At 66.5% G+C, this 17,130-nt stretch carries 15 protein-coding genes; 5 read left to right on the top strand and 10 right to left on the bottom strand.

Translation table 11 applies throughout. The features are described from left to right. Nucleotides 1–36 precede the first annotated feature (36 nt). Together ACFK0J_RS23885 and ACFK0J_RS23880 are read right to left on the bottom strand one after the other, a co-directional pair. Complete coding sequence (locus ACFK0J_RS23885) at nt 37–1,377, bottom strand: M14 family zinc carboxypeptidase (protein ID WP_378730855.1); 1,341 nt, start codon at nt 1,375–1,377, stop codon at nt 37–39. Nucleotides 1,378–1,522: 145 nt separating this feature from the next. Further along, entirely contained in the window at nt 1,523–3,823 is a 2,301-nt protein-coding gene (locus ACFK0J_RS23880; RefSeq protein WP_378730853.1) for a GH92 family glycosyl hydrolase, read from the bottom strand. A gap of 198 nt (nt 3,824–4,021) precedes the next feature. On the opposite strand from ACFK0J_RS23880, the gene ACFK0J_RS23875 reads away from it, so the two are divergent. Further along, the gene (locus ACFK0J_RS23875; RefSeq protein WP_378730851.1) at nt 4,022–4,915 is read left to right on the top strand and encodes an EamA family transporter; all 894 of its coding nucleotides are present in this window, start codon (nt 4,022–4,024) and stop codon (nt 4,913–4,915) included. 46 nt (nt 4,916–4,961) lie between these two features. On the opposite strand, the gene ACFK0J_RS23870 is transcribed toward ACFK0J_RS23875, so the two are convergent. Then, entirely contained in the window at nt 4,962–5,906 is a 945-nt protein-coding gene (locus ACFK0J_RS23870; RefSeq protein WP_378730849.1) for a hypothetical protein, read from the bottom strand. 316 nt (nt 5,907–6,222) lie between these two features. Between ACFK0J_RS23870 and ACFK0J_RS23865 the strand changes: the two genes are divergently transcribed. Next, complete coding sequence (locus ACFK0J_RS23865) at nt 6,223–7,041, top strand: RNA polymerase sigma factor SigF (protein WP_378730847.1); 819 nt, start codon at nt 6,223–6,225, stop codon at nt 7,039–7,041. Between the two features lie 56 nt (nt 7,042–7,097). Here the strand turns inward: ACFK0J_RS23865 and ACFK0J_RS23860 are convergent, their stop codons facing one another. From ACFK0J_RS23860 to ACFK0J_RS23850, 3 genes are all read right to left on the bottom strand, one after another. After that, entirely contained in the window at nt 7,098–8,129 is a 1,032-nt protein-coding gene (locus ACFK0J_RS23860; protein ID WP_378730845.1) for an esterase/lipase family protein, read from the bottom strand. Nucleotides 8,130–8,600: 471 nt separating this feature from the next. Continuing rightward, a complete protein-coding gene (locus ACFK0J_RS23855) occupies nt 8,601–8,933 on the bottom strand; it encodes a ribbon-helix-helix protein, CopG family (RefSeq protein WP_378730843.1) in 333 nt (110 codons plus the stop codon). Continuing rightward, entirely contained in the window at nt 8,933–9,211 is a 279-nt protein-coding gene (locus ACFK0J_RS23850) for a hypothetical protein (RefSeq protein WP_218469748.1), read from the bottom strand. The genes ACFK0J_RS23855 and ACFK0J_RS23850 overlap by 1 nt, the downstream gene beginning before the upstream one ends. A gap of 285 nt (nt 9,212–9,496) precedes the next feature. On the opposite strand from ACFK0J_RS23850, the gene ACFK0J_RS23845 reads away from it, so the two are divergent. Further along, nucleotides 9,497–10,378 (top strand): phosphotransferase enzyme family protein, encoded by an 882-nt coding sequence (locus ACFK0J_RS23845; RefSeq protein WP_378730841.1) that lies wholly within the window; start codon nt 9,497–9,499, stop codon nt 10,376–10,378. 130 nt (nt 10,379–10,508) lie between these two features. Then, nucleotides 10,509–11,432 (top strand): hypothetical protein, encoded by a 924-nt coding sequence (locus tag ACFK0J_RS23840; protein ID WP_378730839.1) that lies wholly within the window; start codon nt 10,509–10,511, stop codon nt 11,430–11,432. A 5-nt stretch (nt 11,433–11,437) separates the two neighbouring features. Here ACFK0J_RS23840 and ACFK0J_RS23835 read toward each other — a convergent pair whose 3' ends face one another. Genes ACFK0J_RS23835 through ACFK0J_RS23820 form a run of 4 tightly spaced genes read right to left on the bottom strand, consistent with a single transcriptional unit; the run spans nt 11,438 to nt 15,961 of the window. Next, nucleotides 11,438–12,856 (bottom strand): beta-N-acetylhexosaminidase, encoded by a 1,419-nt coding sequence (locus ACFK0J_RS23835; RefSeq protein WP_378730837.1) that lies wholly within the window; start codon nt 12,854–12,856, stop codon nt 11,438–11,440. A 1-nt stretch (nt 12,857) separates the two neighbouring features. After that, nucleotides 12,858–13,727 (bottom strand): carbohydrate ABC transporter permease, encoded by an 870-nt coding sequence (locus ACFK0J_RS23830; protein ID WP_378730835.1) that lies wholly within the window; start codon nt 13,725–13,727, stop codon nt 12,858–12,860. Then, nucleotides 13,718–14,677 (bottom strand): carbohydrate ABC transporter permease, encoded by a 960-nt coding sequence (locus ACFK0J_RS23825; RefSeq protein WP_378730833.1) that lies wholly within the window; start codon nt 14,675–14,677, stop codon nt 13,718–13,720. Before ACFK0J_RS23825 ends, ACFK0J_RS23830 begins: the two co-directional genes overlap by 10 nt. Before the next feature lie 6 nt (nt 14,678–14,683). Continuing rightward, on the bottom strand, nt 14,684–15,961 hold the full coding sequence (locus ACFK0J_RS23820; RefSeq protein ID WP_378730831.1) for an extracellular solute-binding protein: 1,278 nt from the start codon (nt 15,959–15,961) through the stop codon (nt 14,684–14,686). Nucleotides 15,962–16,170: 209 nt separating this feature from the next. Between ACFK0J_RS23820 and ACFK0J_RS23815 the strand changes: the two genes are divergently transcribed. Continuing rightward, entirely contained in the window at nt 16,171–17,130 is a 960-nt protein-coding gene (locus ACFK0J_RS23815) for an arginase family protein (RefSeq protein WP_378730829.1), read from the top strand.

Raw genomic sequence — 17,130 nt, 5'->3', positions numbered from 1 at the left:
GGCAACCCATTTTCCGATGGAGGGCCGCGCCTGCGTTCAGATCGGCAGGCCGTGCCCGAGCCGGGTCACCGCGGTGACGATCGCCATCGATTGGATCGTCACCAGGCGGTGCACCGGAACGGGCAGGCCCGGTGCGTTGGTTTCGATGTCGGCGCACCAGCTTTCGAAGATCGCGCCGAATCGGGCGCGCTCCGCGGTAACGGCGGCCGACCCGTCCCGGCCGGTTTGGTCGAGGAGTCGCAGCAGCATGCCGCCGGCGCGGAGCCGGGCTACCCCGACCCACACGTACTCTTCGATGAAGATCTCGCCGCGGCTCGCCTGCCGGGTCTCGGTGACGGATCGTTTGGCGATGGCGTTCCCGCGCAGGGCTCGCACCATGTCGGTCAGTGCTCGCTCGAACGGACTGCGCCCATCCAGCCGGTCGGCGATTCGGCCGAGCGTGCCGCTGACGATGTCGGCGATCTCTTCGTAAGAGAGTGCGGTGGAACGCAACACGTCGGCCAGCGGATGTCCGCTCGGCGCATGGTCGGTGACGCGCGGATCTACCCACAGCGGTAATTCGCACACCAGCAGAGCGGTCCCGTAGGCGGCCGCGTAGTCGCGAATCCCGCCGCCGTACATCATCGCCAGCGGTTCGACGCCTTCGGCGGCCAGTGTCTCGGCTATCCGCTGGAACAACGGGAGTTCGAAGACTCCCGGTGCCCAGGTGCGCGCGCCGGGTACATCGGGTTCGCCGTTATAGGTGGGCACACCCGCCGCGGTGAGCTGGTCGGTGAGCCCGGTCCAGTATTCGCGATCGCCGCCGGTGGTGTAGAAGAACCCGCCGCCGAAATCGGCATTGTGCAGCGACACGATCAGCGCGGGCCGCGTTCGATCGATCAAGCGCATCAGCGCCAGCGTTTCGGGCATCGGCGCGCCGACGTGGGTGCCGCGCCAACTGGTCGGAAAGCACCACTCCGGCTGCTCGGCGGCGGGTGGCCGGTAGAAGCCGCGCGCCACACCGGTTCTGGTCCGTTCCCCGGCGAACCAGCCTTCGTTGAGGCGGGTGCCGTCGGGATCCAGGCACAGCACGAAGTGCCACGTGGTTCCGAGGGTTTCCGCGTCGTCCCGGGTCAGCCTGCCGAGCAGGTGCCGGATCGTCGCCATCCCGATCGGTTCGTTCGGATGGGGATTTCCGACCACCACCACCTGCCGGACGCCGGACCCGACCCGTACGTCCCGAATCGGGTCGCCGCCGCGAGATCTACCGATCTCGGTGACCGTCACCCGATCCGGCGCCGTGTGGACCAACTTGTCGACAAATCCACTCAGTTCGTCCACCGTCGGAAACGCGTCGATCCGCTCGACCACCCCGACGATATTGCTCACATCATCCACCGCCGCGACCTCATCCTCCCGCCCGTATCAATAGTGAGCGCGCAAGGCGGTGCGCGGGCCAGATTGCCCTCAGCAGAAGGGATTCCGTAGCATCGGCAACCCGTCTAACATCCGATGACAGAATCATTCACCGGTGCGCGACGGCCTACGTGGGCAGGGCGAACGACGGCGGTGCGTCGGCGTCGGCGGTGCCGAACAGCGGGTCGGGTTCAGCGCCCATGGTGAAGTCGAGGCGACGACCGGAGCTGACGAAGGATTCGGGTAGCCAGGCTTTCGTGGTGTTCTCGCCGTCGACCCGCAATCCGCGAATGTACGGGGCGTCCTCGGTGGCTTCGGGGGCGTTGATAACGATCTCTTCGCCCGAGGAGCGGCGGATCACCGCCTTCGTGAAGGCCGGTCCATGGACGAATAGTTCCGCACGGCCCGGTATCACCGGATAAATGCCGAGCGAGGCCCAGACATACCAGGCCGACATGGTGCCGAGGTCGTCGTTACCCGCCAAGCCGTTCGGACTCGGACCGAACAATTCGGTGCGCGCCCGGCGGACCACGTCCTGGGTCCGGTCCGGGCGTCCGGCCCACGCGTACAGCCACGGGGTTTGCAGGGACGGCTCGTTGCCGAGGTAGGCGTACGGCGCGTGCGGGCCCGCGTTCAACTGGGTGAAGAAGGTATCCAGCCGCGCGGCCGCCCGTTCATTGCCACCCATCATGTGGAAGAGCGTGCGCACGTCGTGAAAGGCCATCCAATGGTATTGCGCACCATTGCCTTCCACATACCCGTCGGTGCCCGCGGGGTCGAACAGGAGGGCGAAGAAGCCCTCGGCCGAGCGAGGTTGCAGCCAGCCGGTGAGCGGGTTGTACAGATGCCGCCATCCCTGGGCGCGGCGCAGGAATTTGTCGTGCGTCGCGCGGTCGGCCAATCGATCGGCCAGCTGGGATATGCCGAAGTCGGCCATGGTGTATTCGAGGGTGTCGGACACCTGGCCGGGAACCCAGCCGAGCCGCTGATACTGGTCGTTGCCCGGTCTTTCGGTGTACCCGGACTTCTCGCCGACGCGCTCGGCGCCCGCGACCATCGAGGCCAGCGCCCCCTGCGCATCGAAGTCGCGTGCCCCGAAGGCGTACGTGCTGGCGATGATCGAGTGGTACGGGTCGCCGTTCATCACCCCGGTGATGGTGTTCTGATGCGACCAGCGGTCCCACACATCGCCCAAAACGTGTGCGTTGTCGTACATCGATTGGGCGATGTCGGCGGCGACGTCGGGTGCCAGCCATGCGAGCAACTGCGTGTGGCTGCGGTAGATGTCCCACCCGGAGAAGGTGGCGTAGTAGTGGTGGCCGGGACGAACCCGGTGCACCTCCCCGTCGAATCCGGTGTAGCTGCCATCGACGTCATCGAAGATGTAGGGCTGCAGGAACACGTGGTAGAGCGCGGAATAGAAGGTACGCAACCGATCCGGATCGCCGCCGGTCACCTGGATCTGATCGAGCCTGCGTCGCCAGGCCTCGCGCGCGTCCACGCGGACGGTGTCGAAGTCCTTCTCGGCGATTTCGGCGGCGAGATTGCCGCGGGCGCCGTCGATGCTTACGTAGGACAGGCCGGTGCGCATCTGCACCGGCTGATCGGAGTCGAATTGCAGGAAGACACCGGTGCCGAGGCCGTTGCTCGCGATCTCGCCGGAGTTCGTGCGCCGGGTCGGCGCCGCGCCGCGGGTGGTGGTCGTGCCCGGCTTGATGACGTTGTCCTGCCAGCTGCCGGACGCGGTGATCGGCCGGTCGAAGGTGGCGTGGAAGTAGACCCGGTACCGGCTGCGCGCGCCACAGAATCCACCTGTGTGCGCCCAGCCGGACACGGTGTTGCCGTCGATGGTGACCTCGGCGTCGTCGACGCCGTTGACCGAGCCGGTGACGTCGAGCAGCAGCGTGCCCGGCTTGCCCGGCGGGAAGGTGAACCGGGCGATTCCGGCCCGGGTCGAGGCGGTCAGTTCGGTTTTCACGCCGCTGTCGGTGGTGACCCGGTAGTAGCCCGGGCTGGCCTGCTCGTTCGCGTGATCGAAGGTCTGTAGGTAACCGGCGCCGTCGACGGCCGGTGACCGCCCGATCGTCCCGGAAATCGGGAGGACCGGAAAGTCCTGTGCGCCAGTACATCCGGGGCCGGAGATGTGCGTCATCGAGAACCCGTACAGCCGGTTGTCCTCGTACTTGTAGCCGCCACCGGCGGTGCGCACCGTGTCCGGGCTCCACTGCATCATCCCGAACGGGGCAACCGCGCCCGGAAATGTCATTCCCGCTCCACCGCCGTGCCCGAAATCGGGGCCACCGTCCTGCGTTCCGACAAAGGGATTCACGTGCCTACTGGAATCGGCCACCGTCTCGGCTTGCGCGACAACGGGAATCAAGGGAAGCAACAGGGGAACAACGATGCCGACAAGACGGCGACGCGACATACCTCTCCTCGGCGAGCGTCCGACAATGTTGCCCGGTGCTTGCCCATCCTGGCATCACACGGTCCGCCGCGGCCTCCGACACGCCGCTGATCTGCGCTTTTCCCACTCACCGTGGCATGGCCGCACCGGCTACGCAGGGGAGGACGGTGTTTCGAGACCGCAAAGCCGGTTATGCAGGAGCAGTACAAGATCGGCTGCGTGAGCGCGGACGACTTCGACCGGCCACGCTGGGAGGTATCGGGAATGGGAGCGGGCGAGCTGCTGGCGTTGGCTTCGGCCGTATTCTTCGGCACGACGCATTTCCTGAGCGCGCTGCTCGCTCGGCGCGCCGACGCCACGGCGGTGGCGTTGTACGCGCAACTCGGCGGCAGTGTGCTGATCTCGGCGGTCGCGCCGATGGTCCCGGCGTCGTCGGTCACCGCGTCCGCGATGGCGTGGGGTGCGTTGTCCGGGATCGGGACCGGGCTCGGCGTCACCTTCCTGTACCGCGGGGTCAGCCGCGGACGGTTGAGTGTGGTGGTCCCGTTGAGCGACGTGGGCGCCCTCATGCTGCCGGTGCTGGTCGGCGTGCTGTTGCTGGGGGAACGGCCGTCGTCGCTGAGCTGGGCGGGCATTGTCGTTGCCATGCCCGCGCTGTGGCTGGTTTCTCGGTCCGCGGGCGAGGGAGACGGTGAGGGGAGCGTCAGCGGGGGCAGCGTCGACGGGCTGATCGCGGGGGCTGGGTTCGCTCTGCAATTCATCGCACTGGCCAGGGTCGACTCGGCTGCCGGGCTCTGGCCGTTGGTCGCCAGCCGGTTCGCCTCGGTGATCGCGATCGTGCCGCTCGCGGTGGGCGCGCACGCGGCGCTGCGCATGCGTCCTCGGGTGTTGCTCGGAGCGCTCGGTACCGGTGCGCTCGGCACCATCGCCATCGCGCTCTACACCTGGGCCACCTGGCAACAGCTGCTTGCCATTGCCGTGGTGCTGGCGGCGCTCTACCCGGTCATTCCGGTCGTGCTCGGGCTCACCGTGTTGCGCGAACGGGTCAGTCGCGCGCAGGTACTCGGGCTTGTTCTCGCTACGGCCGCTATCGCGGGCATCGCACTGGCTTGACGAACGGGGGTGAAAGCCATCGCGGCAGTGTGAACTTGTCGCTCGCTCAGTAGTTGAGTGTGATTTGGTTGTCGCGCAGGATATTCCGGAGATCGGTGAGTCCGAGGATTTCGTGGATCCAAGTGGGGGCGGTGAGTGGGTGCGCGACTACCGCCCGGACGGCCGCCGTCGCGACCACGGCCGTCGCCAACGACTGGCCGCGGCCCGCCGCCCAGCGCGTGGAACCGGCTGCCGAGCGAGCGAGTACGACCCATTTGTCGCTGCCTGGCATGTGTTTCGGCACGAGCGGACGGAGCGCGGGCGCACGGGTGAGCAGGCCGAGACCTGCGGTGGCGAGGCGGGAGTCCAGTCTCAGATAGCTGCGTACCTGGACACCGAATTCCCGGGTGAGCCGGTCCTGGTCGGCGAAGTCGGCACGCAGGGCGCTAGCAGGGCGGTAGCCGGACTCTTTCGGGACGTCGAAGCGGACCGGCCTGGTGAAGTTGCGGACGCTGGTGCCGTCGGGATCAGGGAAGCGTTGTCCGAGTAGGCGATACGTCCAGGCTGTCGCAGCGGGCCCGTGGTGCTCGCCGGATCCGAGGCCGATCATGATGTCGACCGGGCCGTGGTTCGCGGACAAGGCGTCCGCGGCGAGCAGGGTGGTCAGGCCGGGTGCCAACCCGACGCCGAGCAGTACCGGACCGGCGATCTTCTCCAGTCCCTGAACGTATTCGGTGGTTGCCGAGATATCGAGGAACGGAATCCCACGGCCCGCGCAGACCTCGGCGAGTCGAAGGTCCTCAGCGCCCGCGCAATTGACCACCACGGCCGCATCGTTCAACGCGGCCTCGAAACCGGCCATGTCGGAGAGGTCGAGTACCACGTCCGCTCGGGTGCTGTCCCGTCCGGCGGCGCGTGCCACCATGCCGTCCGCCCGCAGTAGTCGCACCAAGCGCACACCCACCGCTCCATAGCCGCCCAGGACCAACACGTTCATGCTCTTTGGGGTCATGCCGACGATAGTACTTCACTAGAGCAGAGCTCTAGTGAAATTGGCACGGGTAGGGCAGTGTCGCCGCATTCCGGCCGCAGGACCCGGGGCTTTGGTCCCGAAACCGAGTGCCACTCGGCCCCTTGATGCCGTCGTGCAGCGAGCTGATGCTGGAAGTGTGCTGGTCGGGACGAGGAAACAAGGCCGAGGCGGACAGTGGTTTCCGTGCCGGGCGATTCGGGAATAGCAAGCTGCGGCAAGGCTTCTCGGTAGCGGTGACCGCTCTCGTCGATGCTGTTCCGACCTCACGGCATGGGAAATTGTGTGAGGAGGCCGGATGGGAACCGCATTCGCAGCGGACAGCAAGACGACGACACGGCAATCGCGCACCGGCGGTGACAGTTACGACAATATCGAGCCCTGGTTCGACAAGCTGGCTTCGCTACCGCACGACGACCCGCATCGAACGGAGGTGCGGGAGAAGATCATTCATATGTGCTTGCCGCTGGCCGAACACATCGCGTGCCGATACGCCGGGCGCGGCGAGGAATTCGACGATCTGCTGCAAGTCGCGCGAGTGGGACTGTTGCGCGCGATCAACCGATACGACGTCTCCCGCGGCTCGCCGTTCCTCTCCTTCGCGGTACCGACCATCATGGGCGAGGTGCGCAGGCATTTCCGGGACTACACCTGGGGCGTGCGGGTGCCGCGGCGGGACAAAGAGCTGCACCTCGAACTCGGGCCCGCCATCGAATCGTTCGCCCAGCGCACCGGCCGGACGCCCACGGCCGAGGAAATCGCCGAGACGCTGCGGGTGTGTCCCGATGATGTCGATCGGGCACTGATGGCAGGCAACGCCTATAACTCCGACTCGATCTACGCGGCCGCCGAGGATGACACCGGAAACGGGGCGGTGCCATTGCTGGAAACCCTCGGGGCCGTCGACTCGTCCTACTGTCAGGTCGAGGACGCTCTCACCGCGCGGCCGCTGCTCGCCGACTTACCCGACGAGCAGACCCGCGTCCTCATCATGCGATTCTTCGAATGGAAGACCCAATCCGAGATCGCGGAAATCCTCGGTGTCTCGCAGATGCAGGTGTCCAGAATTCTGTCGACGACCCTGCTGGGATTGCGCGAGCAGGCGCTCGCCGACTGAGCTCGGCGCGCGCGAAGAAGGCCCCGATCTATGGATGCGGGGCCTTCCGCGGTCATTCAGAGCAGCCAGGGATTGGCGGCGCAGACTTCGGTGGGGTGTGCGACCGGGTCCAGTGCGCGTAGGGCGATGGAGACCGCGCGGGGGGAGTAGAGCATCGAATTGTGGTCCGAGATGTCCTGGGTGCACCCGTCTTGCAGGAGGACATCGTCGACGGTCGCGTCGGGGCCTGCCGTCAGGTAGGTGCGGGTGAACGGGCTGGACACCTCGTCGTAGCGGTCGGCGACGATGGTGTAGTCGATGCCCGGCATCGTGTCACCGCCCTCGTTCAGCCTGGTCAGCACCGGCGATCCGATGAGCTGCTGAATGCCCGCGTGGCCGATGAGAGCTTCGGTGGGTGTCGAAAGATCCAGTCCCATCGTGTTTTTGAAGACGCCGAGCAGGCTGCCGAGACCGCTGAGCGTGGTGCCGTGATTGGTGGCGCCGTAGGTGATGAGTTTCTTCACCTTGTTCGCCGCGGGATCGCTCGCGTCCGCGCCGCCCTCGAACTTCAGGTACTGGCGTGCCACGACGCCGCCCTGCGAGTGTCCGATCATGTCGACCTGGCCGGTGCCGGTGGCGGCGAGCACCCGATCTACGAAGACGGCGAGTTGCTTCGCCGAATCCTCGATATAGCCGGTGGCGCCGATTGTGGGTTGATTCAGTCCGGCACCCGCGACGTTGGCGCGTCCGTAGTTGAACGTGAAAACGCAATAGCCCGCCTTGGCGAGCTGTGGCGACATGTAGGAATAGGCGCCGAAGGCGCTGGCCCAGGTGCCGTGCACCAGCACGACCGGGCGTGGGTGAGCCTCGTCGGGCTTGCACGCCCAGTTGTTGGCGCCCTGCGGGGCCACATCCGGATTGACGAGTCCGTAGGCGAAGGCGGCGGCCTCGTCGGTCAGCACCGGGCCGTACTCGACGGTGTCGGCGGAGTGTGTTTCCGAGACCGGCCCCGGATCTCCAATGGCCACCGCGGCATTCAGCCCTGACCCGACAATCGCGGCTGCCGTGATCGCCGCGGCGATGCGCGACGAACGGAGGATGCTTCTCATTTGCTGGTTCCTAGAAAGAGGGGTGCATGGCACGGGTGTATGGGAAGTGTCTGCCGTTATCGACAGAAACTGGTCGTACGACCAGGTGAGGGAAGATTAAAGGCAATTCGCCAGGAATTTGCCGTGACTACTTTCACGCCGGTGTCGCGGCTGTCGGCGGGGCGGAACGCACGGCTGGTCGGCGACCGGATCGGCTTGTCCCTTCGGCGCTTTACTCACCCATAGTTCACGCAACGTTTCAGCTGTTCAGCAGTGTCGAACGCACGTTGTTGCGGGGCGCGTGTGCGGACGCGAACGGGTGGATGGACCGTTGGCGCAGATTGCCATCGGGTCGTCTTTTTCTGCGTATCAGCAGTTCAGAAGGGGTGTGGCGAGGACGCAGGGCATACACACGGCGGTATCGGCACCGTGGTGTCGAGACGCCGGAGGCTGCGCGGGCCATCGTTCGTGCGCCGGGGCTCGGCGCAGTGGTCAACTGGCGCGGTGGTGGATCGGTCGTACACCGGCGAGGGCGCGCAGCGCGTCGGCGCGCGAGATGGGCTGATCGTCGGCGAGGGCGGCGAGTTCGATAGCGAGCCAGTCGCGGATGAGTTCGCTCATGCTGATGCCCCGGGCTTGGGCTTCGGCCTTGATCGCCTGGTCCATGTCGAGGGGTATGCGCAGGGACCGCACCACCATGATGTCCTCGCCCGGTGTCAGCGGTGGCGGTACGTCGGCTTCGGGCACCGGTGCGTCGTCGAAGACGAGGCTGTCCATCAGTTCGTCCACGCCCCGGGGTGTGGACGGAAAGTTGTTGTCGCCCATCACTGGTTCTCCTGTTCCCACTTTTCGAACTCGGCCACCTGCTCCGGGCTCATCGTTCGGGCGGCGACGATCTGCCATTGCCAGGGCTCGGCCTGACGCAGGCCGACGATCAGCGGTCGACCCGCCGCCGTCCGGCCCCAGATCGTCAGCATCTCCATGCCCGCGGTACCGCGTCCACGCCGTGGCCACCGTCGCTGCTTGGTCAGCACCTGCATCACCTCGTTCGGAGAGATCCCGATGAGCATGTCCAGCGCCCAATCAGGCCACTCGAAACCCACAACTCCACATAATACGCGCGTATTACGCCAGATGGAGGTAGGGGCGGTGACTGGCCAGGCGCGTTGCACGGCATCCGGCGCGACGCTTCGGTGCGGTTACCGCCTCGGCGGGTAGGGCGGCTCGGGCGGCCGCGGCCGCTGAGCACGCTTACCGGTCAATGCCCGGTGGCGACAGCGCGGCCTGGTAGGTCCCGTCAGGCGGATCGGCGCAGGATTGATCCGCAGGCACCTGCGTGTCGGAAATCGAGCTGCGCCCCGCTCGCGCGCGCTGGTAGAAGTTGACGCGTGGTTTATGTCGACATTCCGCTGACCGAGGACATCCGAGCCGCCGTCGCGGCCGAATGGGGATACAAGGGCGACGGCGTGCGGTTGCACGGCGGTGAGGAGTCCGCCGCCTACCGGGTCGGTGAGGTGGTGGTGCGGATCGGCGCACTCGACCGCGACCCCGCCGAGGTCGAGTGGTGCGACAGTGTCGCCGTTGCCGCCGCTGGCACGGTGCCGGAGGCCGTGGCCCCGCTGCCGCGCGCGGATGGATCGACGGTCGAGGTGGTCGCGGGACGCCCGATCACGGTGTGGCCGTTGATCGAAGGACAGTGGCCCGACAGCGCGGATCCGGTGCAGTTCGCCGAGGCGGCAAGGCTGCTGGCGCGCGTGCACCGCGCGCTCGCCGACTACCGTCCGCCGCCGCGACCCGCCCGCTCGTTCCTGGAGATCGGCCTCGATGGCGAGCCGTCGGCGGAGCTGCCGGATCCCGAGTTGGACCGCTGGCTGGCCGAGTTCACCCGAACTGCCCGCCCGCAGCCGCTGCACGGCGACTACTACGAAGGCAACCTGCTCGCTCGCGACGGGCACGTCACGGCCGTACTCGACTGGGACGAGGCTCTGATCGGCCCGCCAGAGGTCGAACTGGCTTCGGCCGCTTTGGAATTCGCGGATGAGATGGGACGCGACCTCGGCAACGCGCGAATGTTCGTAGACGCCTACCACGCCGAGGGCGGCACGGCGGGACCCCTGGACGACCTCGCGCTCGCCCAGCTGATGCGGCACCGGTTGCGCAGGGAGGCAGTGTATTTCGGTATCGCGGTCGCGCGCGGCGTGGTGCACGACGAGGACGACCTCGAATACCACCGCGACCGGCTGGCGGCTTTCCACCGACTCAGGCCGTGAATCGGACCGGCGCGGGGCGGCCGCGCCCTTCGCTCGGAGGACCCGTCGGGCGAGGTAGCATTCGGCGAAACGTAGAGGAGTCAGTACGATTCGCACACCGATAACAGCTTTCAGGACTGTACGGTGTGCCGTGCTCGCCGCCGTCGCCGCGCTCGTCCTCACTGCCTGCTCCTCGCTGGTGACCGACTACCGCGCCGAAGCCGAAAAGCTGGAGAAGGAGATCTCGGCTATGCCGGGGGTGCAGAGTGTCGATGTGGCCTACGCCAGCGACTTCTTTCTCGGGGACAACTACTTCCGACTCGGCGCACACCTGCCCGACGCGACCGAGCCGCAGATCAGTGACGTCATCAACCGCATCAAGGAGCTCCTTGGCAATTTCGGCGGCTCGAGAGACCGAAGCATCGAATTGGTCGTCGGCGACAGAGCGAGGGTCGGCACCACCAAGTATTTCGAGGTCGCCCCTTTCCTCGATGCGATCCGAAACGTCCGCCAGTACACGGCGTCAGTGCCCGATGGGCGGATCTTCTGGGATGTGCGCCCCACACCGGCGATTTCCGTCTCGGACGGGAAGACCAGCACGGCCGAACCGCTCGCCGCGATCCGAGCGATGATCGGCGCCACAACGGCCGCTGATGTCTCGATCGAGACCTCCGAGCATGGACAGTGGAGCGTCGACCTACCGTTATCCGCCGAACGGGAGGCAGAGTTTCGCCGCCAGCTGTCCGAAATCCCCTTGGCCACCATGATGGTAGTTATCGAAGACAGCTACCTCACCGAGCTGTCGGTGCGCAACAGGGTGCCGTCGACCTTCGACCCCGACCTCGCCTACGACCAACTCGCCGACACCGTAACGAAATTGGGCCCGACCACCGACCACCCCCTGCGCCTGAGGTGGACATGGCTCTTCTTCTACACCGACGGAAAAGCCAACGAGGGCTTCGTCCACGCCGCTGGCTGCGACTATTCCATTCCCACCGTCTTCGACGACGCCCTCAGCGGACCGGCCCTCACCGTCCAGCGCAGGATGCGCGAGGAGTTCGACACCTGCCGATAGGACCGCTAAGGGCACAGCTTCAGTTGCGTCGGTCGATGTGCCGTCGGCGGAACATCGGGACGGGTTTGCCAGGGCCGCGGCCCATCGAGCGGGCGGTATTCGACGCCGAGTGCGTCGAGGCGGGGGAGATGGTGGTCGCGCAGCCGCGGCAGGAACTCCGCGAAGTCCCGATTCGCCGGGCTCCAAGCGACTTCGGCGATGGCGCACAGCCGGGGGAAGGCGGCATAGTCCACTCGCCGCACCGAATCCAGATGCTCGCTCCACAACTGGGCTTGCACACCGAGGACGCGTGGTTCGTCCGACCCGGGCTCGTAGCGGTACATGTCTTCGAGCGTGCGCAGGTAGCCGACCGGGATGGGTTCCTCGGGGTGATCCGACTGCCGATGGTCCAGGTAGACATGTTCTTCCGGGCACAACACGACCTCGTGACCTGCCATCGCCGCTCGCGCGGCCGCCGCCGCGTCGCGCCATGCGCCGATCACCATCGGCGGTAGGGCACCGGCGTCGAGCACCTCGTCCCAGCCGAACGCACGTCGGCCGCGCTCGGCGAGATACGCCGCCAACTCGGCGACCAGGCGGCCGTGCGCCGGAGTCGCGCCGGGCACCTCGTCGCCGCCGATACCGATGACCGGCGAGGGAAACACGGTCAACACGTGATCGAAGACGCGGCGGAAGAAGTCCGTCGTGTAGGCCGTCGGCTCCAGCAATGCGGTGCTGACACCCCAGGAAGTCCAAACCTCCCAAGATGTTTCGGGTTCCGGTCCGAGCTCGGGGTAGGCGGCGATCACCGCGCGAGCATGGCCGGGGACATCGATCTCCGGCACCACGGTGATCGACCGCTCGGCCGCGTACGCGACGATCTCGCGCAGGTCGTCGGTGGTGTAGAAACCACCGTGCGGGCGACCGTCGCGTTCCGGACCGTCATGCCGTCCGACCATCGATTCCCGTCGCCACGAAGCGATTTCGGTCAGCCTGGGGAAGTCCGGGACTTCGATCCGCCACCCCTGGTCGTCGGTCAGATGCAGGTGCAGCACGTTGAGTTTGTGCACCGACAGCAGATCGATGAAACGGAGGACCTCCGCCTTGGTGCGAAAGTTCCGCGCCACATCGAGCAGGCAACCGCGCCAACGGAATCTGGGATGATCCGTCACCACACCGCACGGCACAGTGTGCTCGCGCGTACCGATGGGTGCGGCGCGGAAGGCGTCCGGCCCGGCGAGTTGGCGCAGGGTCTGCTGCGCGTGGGTCCGGCCCGCGTGATCCGCGGCGGTGAGTGTGATGCCGGTCGGCGCGATCTCCAGCCGATAGCCCTCGGGCGGCAGGTCGGTGTCGGTGCGCACGTCGAGTTCGGCGGGCCAGGAACAAACACCGGGCAGTGGGGTCACCGAGACCGGACGGGGGAGCAGCGTGTCGAAACCCGGCATGTCAGCCTTTCACCGCCCCACCGAGGCCGGAGACCAGTTTTCGCTGGACCAGCACGAACAGCACCAGGGCCGGAATGGTCATCAATGTCGAGGCTGCCATGACAGCGCCCCAATCGGTGTCCTCCGGTTTGAAGAACACCAAGATCGCCTGCGGCAGTGTCTGATTCTCGGTTTTGGAGATGATGAACGTCTTGGCGAACAGGAAGTCGTTCCAGGCGTGGATGAACGAGAGCACGCTGACCGACACCAGCCCGGGCGCCACCAGCGGGAGCAGGATCTGCCACGCGAACCGAAGGCGGCTCGCACCATCGAGTTTCGCCGCTTCTTCGAGCTCGATCGGCACCGCCGCGACGAATCCGCGCAGCAACCAGATGGCCAGCGGCAGGCTGAACACCAGATCCACCAGCATGATCGAGCCGAGTTCGTTCAGACCGAGCGCCGGAACGGTGCCGCCGATCGAGCGCATCAGGAAGAACAACGGAATCGTCAGCGCCTCAACGGGAACCATCTGGGCGACCAGAATCATCACCAGCAGCACCGTCCGGCCACGGAACCGGAACCGGGTCAGCGCCACTGCGGACAGGAACGACAGGACAAGCGAAAGCAGCACCACCACAACCGCGATCAGCAAGCTGTTGAGGAAGAACCGGCCGAAACCGTTCATCGAGAGCACCCGGGTGAAGCTGTCCAGGCTGGGCGTCAGCGTCCACGGTTTCGGGCCCGCCGATTGGATCTCGCCCGGCGGTTTCAGCGCCGAGAGCACCATCCAGTACAGCGGGAAGGCGACGAACCCCGCGATCACCACCGTAACCACCTCGGCGACAAGCCGGCCGGGCTTGCGTGGGGTGCGGCGCACCGGTTTCACTGCCACGGTGTGCTCCTGCGCTGGGACCGGACATAGAGCCCGGTGATCGACAACAGCAACAGTGTCATCAGCACTCCGATCGCTGAGCCGAGCCCGTATTCCTGCCCGGCGAAGGCCTTTTGATAGGCGTAGACATTGAGCACCAGGTTGCGCCCGGCGACACCGCCGCCATTGGTCATGACGTAGATCTGGGTGAACACCTTGAAGTCCCAGATGATCGATTGAACCGTCGCGATCAGCAACAGCGGCCGCAGCATCGGCAGGATCACCGAGCGCGCCGCCCGCCACGCCGAAGCGCCGTCCAGTGCCGCGGCCTCCAGTACTTCCTCCGGGATCGCTTTGATGCCCGCGTACATGGTCACCATGACGAACGGGAACGAACACCAGATCACCTCGGCGGCAACCAGTCCGAACGCGCTGAGGGTCCCGAAGGTCCACGAATGACCGTCCATCGAACGGAAGCCGAGCCCGGAGAGCGCTTCGTTGACGACACCGAAGTCGGCGTCGAACAGAAAGAGCCACACGTAGGAACCCGCCATGGCGGGAGTCGCCCACGCGCCGAGCGCCGCGAGGAACAGCAGCATTCGCGGCACCGCGCGAACCCGGGTGGCGAGCACGGCCAGCGCCGTGCCGACCAAAAGTCCGCCGACCACGCAGACCGCGCCGAACCCGAAGGTGTTGGCGAGCACGATCCAGAACTGGCTGTCGGCGAGGAGTTCGCGATAGTTGCCGAAGCCGATGAATTCCAATGGCGCGGCGCCCGTCGCCTGTGCCTGGCCGTAGTCGTAGAACGAGATCAGCACGATCTGGTAGATCGGATAGACCAGCACGGCGGCGAGTAGAATCCCGGCCGGGGCGAGGTAGAGCCAGGCGGCTACCGTATCTCGGCGAATGCGCCGCGGTTTCGGTGCGATACGCGGTGCCGGGATGGTGACCGGCCGTTCCTGAATTGCCATGTGCGCCTACCTGAATGCCTTGTTCATCGCGGCGGCTGCCGCGGCGAGCGCCGCCGATGGTTCCTTGGCCCCGGTGGCGATCTGCTGCACCGCGGTCGGCAGCACGTTCTGGCTGTCGATCTTCGACCACGCCGGTGTGCTGGGTACGAACTTCGTCCCCGCCCTGAGCGTTTCGACGAACGGCGCGAGAAACGGGTCGTTCGCCGCGAGCCTCTGCTGCACACCGGACAGCGTCGGCAGGTTCCCCATCGCCAGGTACATTTTTTCTTGATACTTCGCGCTGCCGAGTAACTCCACGAAGTCCACCGCGAGGCCACGCCGCATACTCGCGCGGAAGACGCCGAGCAGATTGCCGCCCGCGAATGCCGGTGCGATCGAACCTGTTTCGGTACCCGGCAGCGGGATCACCGCGTATTTGTCCTTGACCGCACCCTGATCCATCGCCTTGCGGCTGAAGTCGCCGCCGATGGTCATCGCGGCCTTCCCGCCCGCGAACGCTTGCACGCTCTGGGTTCCGGTGAAGTCGGCGCACTGCGCGGCCGGACAGATATCGTCGTGGATCAGCTCCGCGTATCGGACGATCCCTTCCTTGGCCCGATCCGAGTTCACCGTGGAGTTCCACATCGTGCCGTCGTATTCGGCGATCTCGCCGCCGTGCGCCCAGAGGAACGGCAGCATGGCGTAGGTGTACTTGCCGCCGACCGAAATGCCGTACAAGTCAGGCCGTTTCGCGCGAATACGACGGGCGGTGTCGGTCAGTTCGGCCAGCGTGGCCGGTGGCCGCAGGCCCAGTTCGGCGAAGATGTCGGTGCGGTAGTACAGCGCGCGCATACCGGTGTACCAGGGCAGCCCGTAGATCTTGCCGCCGGATTTCGCGGTTTCCAGGACCGAAGCGTCGATGTCCTTACCCTCCGGCCAGGACGCGAGATCGCCGCCGAGATCGGCGAACGCGCCCGTGACGGCGTAGCCGGCCAGGTCGGTATTGCCGAATTCGGCCAGATCCGGTGCGCTGGCCGGATCGTTGAAGGCGCCGGCGAACTTTTCCGCGCGGCCGGCGACGGGCACCCATTGCACGTCCACTTCGACATTCGGCCGAGTCGCCCGGAACTCCGCGATCGCCTCGTTGACCACGGTTTCCTTCGGTGCGCGGTTCGCTTCGTCGAAAAGCCAGACCCGTACGGTGCCGGTCCGCTCATCACCGCCGGACCCGGCCGGTCCGGATTGCACCGGTGCGCACCCGGCGAGCAGGAACAGTGCGGCTCCGAAGGTGAGTGCGCGTCGCACGGACCCGCCAACGGCTCTCGGCCGGAATTCACGATGCAGCATCAAGGTCCTTCGGGGTCCCACTCATAGCATGTTGCGTATTGTGCAACGCGTATTGCGTTGCGTGCCACAATGTTTAGCATCAAGGCGGGCCACATTCAATAGGCAGATGTGATGCGCATCGCAGCGAACGGCGGACGGCGAGTTACCCTCGAAGCAAGGAGGCCTCGGTGCGAACCTTCCGCTTGGCCTCGCCGAGCGAGCAGGAATGCGAGGGCCACCCACTGCTGACCGTGATCGGCGCACCGTTCAACTCCGCCGGGACAACCGGCGGGGTGGCGAAGGCGCCCGCCGGACTGCGCGCCGCCGGTCTCCTCGACGCGCTCCGCGGTCACCGTGGCGACGTACGCGATATCGGCGACATCGATGTCGGCACTCCCAGCCCAGCGCGCGACCCGGTGAGCGGCCTACTGGCGCAGGAATCGCTCACCGCGACAACCACATCCGTACGCACCGTGGTTGCCGCGAGCATCGAGGCGGGGGAGTTCCCCCTGGTGCTCGGTGGCGACTGCCCAGTGCTGTTGGGCGCCCTGCGCGGCGCTCGAGACGTGCTCGATGACGTCGCGCTGGTCTTCGTGGACGGACACGAGGACGCTTGGCCGCCGGAGCGAAGCACTACCGGCGAAGCGGCGGACTGCGAACTCGGCCTCGCGCTGGCCGGTACCGACGCTCGGCTTCCTTCTGCGCTGGCCGATCAACTGCCCGCCCTCGACCCGACCCGGGTCGTCGCGCTTGGCCCACGCGACGCGGCCGAGCTACAGGCGGACGGAGTGCCTTCGCTCGCCTCGACCATCGCCCTGCTCACCGATCGCGAGCTGCACGAAAAAGCCGCGGTACCAACGGAAATCGCCGTGGGCCGGTTCCGTCGCCGCGGCTCTTCCTGGTGGTTGCATGTCGACCTGGACGTGCTTTCCACCGCCGCGATGCCTGCGGTGGATTACCCGCAACCGGGCGGCCTCGACTGGTCGGACCTGCGGGCCATTACCGACGCCGCGATCCAACCCGGTTGTGTCGGAATGACATTGACCATCTACAACCCCGATCTCGACAGCGACCAGCGCCACGCCCGCCGCATCGTCGACTATCTCGCGGAATCCCTGTCCGGCACTCCGGAGTCCGCTGATCGGTGA

Origin of the sequence: Nocardia brasiliensis (assembly GCF_042691675.1) — a bacterium.
Lineage (GTDB): Bacteria > Actinomycetota > Actinomycetes > Mycobacteriales > Mycobacteriaceae > Nocardia > Nocardia brasiliensis_D.
This window is presented reverse-complemented; position numbering and strand designations above follow the sequence as displayed.